Source organism: Pseudomonas sp., assembly GCF_050739995.1.
Classification (GTDB): Bacteria; Pseudomonadota; Gammaproteobacteria; order Pseudomonadales; family Pseudomonadaceae; genus Aquipseudomonas.
Genome location: NZ_JBOICG010000216.1, coordinates 1 through 5,029, shown reverse-complemented (window position 1 = coordinate 5,029; position 5,029 = coordinate 1). Strand labels below are relative to the sequence as shown.

Genomic DNA, 5,029 nt, shown 5'->3' with positions numbered 1-5,029 from the left:
CACTGCATTCGCGAGCAAGCCCGCTCCCACATTTTGATCGCATTACCAGCTTTAGAACGGGGCCGGGCACTCAAAGCGCAACCGCTCACCGCTTTGCGGGTGAGTGAAGCTGAGCATGCTTGCGTGCAGGCATAACCGCGGCCAAGCGGCCAGGGCCTGTTCATGGGCATACAACCCATCCCCCAGCAATGGGTGCCCGATCGACAGCATGTGCACCCGCAACTGGTGTGAACGACCGGTGATCGGTGTCAGCTCCACACGACACCAGTCGTCACAGCGCTCCAGCACTTTCCAGAACGTTAGCGCATGCTTGCCGAACTCGTGGTCCACCACGTGGCGTGGTTTGGTCGGCGGGTCGTAGCGCAGGGGCAGGTCGATGCTGCCGCTGTCCAGCGCCGGCTGGCCCCAAGCCAGTGCGGTGTAGGCTTTTTCGGTTTCGCGGTCGTGAAACTGGCGGGACAGTTCGCGGTGGGTGTCGGCGTCCCGGGCTAGCAGGATGATCCCTGAAGTTTCCCAATCCAGACGATGGACGATACGGGCTTCGGGGTAGCCGTTTTCCTGCAGGCGGGTGATCAGGCAATCCTTGTTGTCATCGGCCCGGCCGGGCACCGAGAGCAGCAGGGTCGGCTTGTTCACCACCAGGACAGCGTCGTCCTGATGCAGGATATGAATATTGGACAGCGGCATTAAACAGCCTCGTTACAAACGCCAACGGCGGCTCGCCCACCCGGTTCCCAAAAAAGGGATCAGGGTGACCGAGCCGCCGTGACGACCGCCCTTTCGATCAACGATCAGGCAGGGTGATATTGAGTTCCAGAATCGAGCAGCTGCCGTCATTTTCCAGAGCGACATGCACGTCATCGTTGCCGATATTGACGTATTTGCGGATTACCTCAACCAGTTCCTTCTGCAAGGCTGGCAGGTAGTCCGGCGTGCTGCGTTGGCCGCGTTCGTGCGCCACGATGATCTGTAGACGCTCTTTCGCTACCGACGCGGTCGTTGGCTTTTTGTTGGCGCGAAAGAAGTCGAGAAATTTCATTGTTTAGTTGCCTCCAAAGATACGCTCGAAGAATCCCTTCTTCTTGACATCGAGGAAGCGATGTTCCACGGACTTGCCCAGCAGGCGATCGACGGCGTCGCTGTACGCCTGGCCGGCGTCGCTCTGGTCGTCGAGAATGACCGGAACACCCTGGTTGGAAGCCTTCAGGACTGCCTGGGATTCCGGGATGACGCCCAGCAGGGTCACTGCGAGGATTTCCTTCACGTCTTCAACACCGAGCATTTCGCCGTTGCTGACGCGCTCAGGGTTGTAACGGGTGAGCAACAAGTGCTCCTTGATCGGGTCTTCGCCTTTTTCGGCGCGTTGGGACTTGCTGGCCAACAGGCCCAGCATACGGTCCGAGTCACGTACCGAGGAAACTTCCGGGTTGGTGACCACGATGGCTTCATCGGCGAAGTACATCGCCAGGTGAGCACCGGTTTCGATACCCGCCGGCGAGTCGCAAACTACGTATTCGAACGTCTCTTTCAGCTCGGCCAGGACTTTGCCTACGCCTTCTTTGGTCAGCGCGTCTTTGTCACGGGTCTGGCTGGCGGCCAGCACGTACAGGTTCTCAAGGCGCTTGTCCTTGATCAGGGCCTGTTGCAGGTTGGCTTCGCCGTTGACCACGTTGACGAAGTCGTACACCACACGGCGTTCGCAGCCCATGATCAGGTCGAGGTTACGCAGGCCGACGTCGAAGTCGACGATAACTGTTTTATGGCCGCGCAGAGCGAGACCGGTACCGATAGCGGCGCTGGTGGTGGTCTTACCCACACCACCCTTGCCGGATGTAACCACGAGAATCTTGGCCAAGGTGTTTCACCCCTAAGGAAAAAGGACTTTTCAGCCCCTGAAAAACATCTCTTGGAACTCGCTGCAGGCGGACAGCCTTTGTAGGAAAAAAACTGTGGTTTCCGCAGGGGAAACACCAGTCTTCAATTTTCCTACGCAAGTCTTGCCGGTTTCGCTGTGCTATCAGAGTCTAGAGATGCTTGGAAAATGCGGCAGTATCCGTTAAAGACGGATGATGTTCAACACATCGCCCGACAGGCTGACCTGCACCCCGGCCCCCCACAGCGGATCACGGCGCAAATCTTCTGAAACCTTGTACTGGCCTGCGATGGACACTAGCTCAGCGGTCAACTGCTGGCAAAAAATACGGGCCTTGGTATCTCCCTTGATGCCGGCGAGGGCACGTCCGCGCATCGGGCCGTATACATGGATGTTGCCATCGGCCAGAAGTTCCGCACCCGGACTGACCGGCGCGACCACCACCAGGTCGCCACCCTGGGCGTAAATCTGCTGCCCGCCCCGTACGGGGGAGGTGATGATCTTTGTCGGCTTGATCAGCGGCTCCGCTGGTTTTTCCGGTTTTTTCTTCACTTCGCCTTCGTTCGGGTCAAGCGGACGTTCTCGGGCACCGGATGGCGGCAATACTGGCAGTTCAATAGCGATGGCTGCGGCAATATCTTCGATACGGCTGGCACGAATCGCCAGCGTTCGCAGGCCATGGGAACGGCAGACACGCATCAGCCCGGGCAAGTCGATGGCACCCTGGCCGGCTGGCAGCTTGTCGAGGGCCAATACCAAGGGGGCATTGTTGAAAAAGTTCGGTGCCAGGGCGACCTTGGCGGCCAGTTGGCGGTCCAGGGCGTCGAGGTCATTGCGGGCGAGTTCCAGCACGGTGATGGCGAGCATGCTGCCTTTCAGCTGGAACACGGGATCTTGGTCTAGCGGTTCGGTTTGGCTCATGGTCGGCAAAAGCGGCTTGTCACGAAAAGTGTCGAGACTTATAACGAGAACATCCGCGGGCCGCAAGCCGAGTCGAACCGTTGTAGAATGCGCGGCCCATGTCTTTACCGGAATCTGTAATGGATCGCCCGCGTTTTCGAGCTGTATTTCTTCACCCGCGTTTTTGGCTTTTATGGCTGGGGCTCGGCCTGCTATGGCTGATCACTCAGTTGCCGTACCGAGCGCTGTTGACCATTGGTCGTTTATTGGGCGCGGGCATGTACCGCGTGGCCGGCGATCGCCGCCGCATTGCCGCACGCAACCTGGAACTGTGTTTCCCGGAAAAAACCTCCCAGGAACGTCAGCACCTGCTCAAGGAAAACTTTGCCTCCACCGGCATCGCTTTCTTTGAAATGGCCATGAGCTGGTGGTGGGCCAAGCCGCGCCTGGCACGGCTGGCCCATGTCGAAGGGTTGGAGCATCTCAAGCAGGCACAGCTGGAAGGCAAGGGCGTGATCCTGATGGCCCTGCACTTCACCACTCTGGAAATCGGCGCCGCGTTGCTTGGGCAGAAGCACACCATCGATGGTATGTACCGCGAGCACGGCAACCCGCTGTTCGACTTTATCCAGCGCCGTGGCCGCGAGCGGCATAACCTCGACTCCCTGGCGGTAGAGCGCGACGACGTACGCGGCATGCTCAAGCTGCTGCGCGCCGGCCGCGCCATCTGGTACGCACCGGACCAGGACTACGGCGCCAAACAAAGCATCTTCGTGCCGCTGTTCGGTATCCAGGCCGCCACCGTCACCGCCACCAGCAAATTCGCGCGCCTGGGCAAGGCGCTGGTAGTGCCGTTCACCCAGGAGCGCCTGGCCGATGGCAGCGGCTATCGCCTGGTGATTCACCCGCCGCTGACCGACTTCCCCGGCGAAACCGATGAGACCGACTGCCTGCGTATCAACCAGTGGGTCGAAGCTTCGGTGCGCGAATGCCCCGAGCAGTACCTGTGGACCCATCGCCGCTTCAAGAGCCGGCCGCCGGGTGAGCCTAAGCTGTACGAGAAACGCCGTCGGTAAGCCCTACCTTTCCCACATGGAGTGACGCAATGCGCCCAGTTGAACCGGTCACAGGCTTGATTCTTTCCGGCGGCGGGGCGCGAGCGGCGTATCAGGTGGGGGTGTTGGCGGCGATTGCCGAGCTGTTGCCGCCCGGAGCCCCCAACCCTTTTCCGGTGATTGTCGGCACCTCCGCCGGGGCGATCAACGCGGTGAGCCTGGCCAGCGGGGCGACAGACTTCGCCGCAGCCATCCAACGCCTCACCGCCTTCTGGCAGGGCTTTCGCAGCCATCTGGTCCTGCGCAGCGACTGGCCGGGCGTGATCCGCCAGGCCGGCCGCTTTTTCATTCATAGCCTGCTGGGCCTGGGCGCCCAGGTGCCGGTGGCGTTGCTCAACAGCGCGCCGCTGCGGGATCTGCTCAACGACAAACTGCACCTGCACGGCATCGATGAGGCCATCCGCAAAAGGCATCTGCATGCAGTGGCGGTGACGGCCTTTGGCTACGAGTCCGGGCAAGCGGTGACTTTCTATCAGGGGGGGCGCCTCATCGATACCTGGCTGCGTCACCGGCGTATTGGTTTGCCCACGCAACTCAGCGTCGAACATCTGCTGGCCAGCTCTGCCATCCCCTTGTTGTTTGCCCCGGTGAAACTTGGCCAGGAATATTTCGGTGACGGCGCGGTGCGCCAGTCAGCGCCGATCAGCCCAGCCTTGCACCTGGGCGCCAGCCGAGTACTGGTGGTGGGCGTGAGTGGCAATCCACGGGGTAACGAACCCGCGACGCAGCGCACCTACACCGGTCAGCAACCGACGCTGGCGCAGATTGGTGGGCACATGCTCAACAGCACGTTCATCGACAGCCTGGAGAGTGATATCGAGCTGCTGGAGCGTTTGAACCGGTTCAGCCATGTTGCGCCAGAGTTGGCGCCTGTGGAGGTGTTGGTGATTGCGCCGAGCCAGCCCATCGATGAAATCGCGGCACGGCATCGCCAGGAGTTGCCGGCGGCGTTGCGTTTGTTCTTGCGTGGGCCGGGAGCGACCAAGACCAGCGGGGCGGGGGTGTTGAGCTACTTGCTGTTCGAGGCTGGGTATTGCAGCGAGTTGATTGAATTGGGCAGGCGGGATGCGTTGGCCCAGCGTGAGGAGATCACGCGATTCTTGGGACTGACACCGAGCTGAATGTGAGAGCTGGCTTGTGT

The 5,029-nt window shown here is 60.6% G+C and carries 6 protein-coding genes; 2 read left to right on the top strand and 4 right to left on the bottom strand.

All coding sequences use genetic code 11. The annotated features are described in order from the left end of the window. Positions 1–51: 51 nt before the first annotated feature. The 4 genes from ACRESD_RS07500 to minC form a co-directional block, all read right to left on the bottom strand. Positions 52–687: an RluA family pseudouridine synthase gene (locus ACRESD_RS07500; RefSeq protein WP_431750343.1), complete on the bottom strand. Its 636-nt coding sequence runs from the start codon at positions 685–687 to the stop codon at positions 52–54. A 97-nt stretch (positions 688–784) separates the two neighbouring features. After that, complete coding sequence (minE, locus tag ACRESD_RS07495) at positions 785–1,039, bottom strand: cell division topological specificity factor MinE (RefSeq protein WP_010208824.1); 255 nt, start codon at positions 1,037–1,039, stop codon at positions 785–787. 3 nt (positions 1,040–1,042) lie between these two features. Further along, positions 1,043–1,855 carry a septum site-determining protein MinD gene (gene minD, locus ACRESD_RS07490; protein WP_016970146.1) on the bottom strand — a complete coding sequence of 271 codons (813 nt, stop codon included), beginning with the start codon at positions 1,853–1,855 and terminating at the stop codon, positions 1,043–1,045. Positions 1,856–2,056: 201 nt separating this feature from the next. After that, complete coding sequence (minC, locus tag ACRESD_RS07485; protein ID WP_431750342.1) at positions 2,057–2,794, bottom strand: septum site-determining protein MinC; 738 nt, start codon at positions 2,792–2,794, stop codon at positions 2,057–2,059. A 119-nt stretch (positions 2,795–2,913) separates the two neighbouring features. On the opposite strand from minC, the gene ACRESD_RS07480 reads away from it, so the two are divergent. Further along, a complete protein-coding gene (locus tag ACRESD_RS07480) occupies positions 2,914–3,849 on the top strand; it encodes a lipid A biosynthesis lauroyl acyltransferase (RefSeq protein ID WP_431750341.1) in 936 nt (311 codons plus the stop codon). 29 nt (positions 3,850–3,878) lie between these two features. Next, the gene (locus ACRESD_RS07475; RefSeq protein ID WP_431750340.1) at positions 3,879–5,009 is read left to right on the top strand and encodes a patatin-like phospholipase family protein; all 1,131 of its coding nucleotides are present in this window, start codon (positions 3,879–3,881) and stop codon (positions 5,007–5,009) included. Positions 5,010–5,029: the final 20 nt, after the last annotated feature.

Coding starts and splice junctions, on each gene's coding strand:
- ACRESD_RS07480 (WP_431750341.1), top strand. CDS start 2,914: ATGGATCGCCCGCGTTTTCGAGCTGTATTTCTTCACCCGCGTTTTTGG.
- ACRESD_RS07500 (WP_431750343.1), bottom strand. CDS start 687: ATGCCGCTGTCCAATATTCATATCCTGCATCAGGACGACGCTGTCCTG.
- minE (WP_010208824.1), bottom strand. CDS start 1,039: ATGAAATTTCTCGACTTCTTTCGCGCCAACAAAAAGCCAACGACCGCG.
- ACRESD_RS07475 (WP_431750340.1), top strand. CDS start 3,879: ATGCGCCCAGTTGAACCGGTCACAGGCTTGATTCTTTCCGGCGGCGGG.
- minC (WP_431750342.1), bottom strand. CDS start 2,794: ATGAGCCAAACCGAACCGCTAGACCAAGATCCCGTGTTCCAGCTGAAA.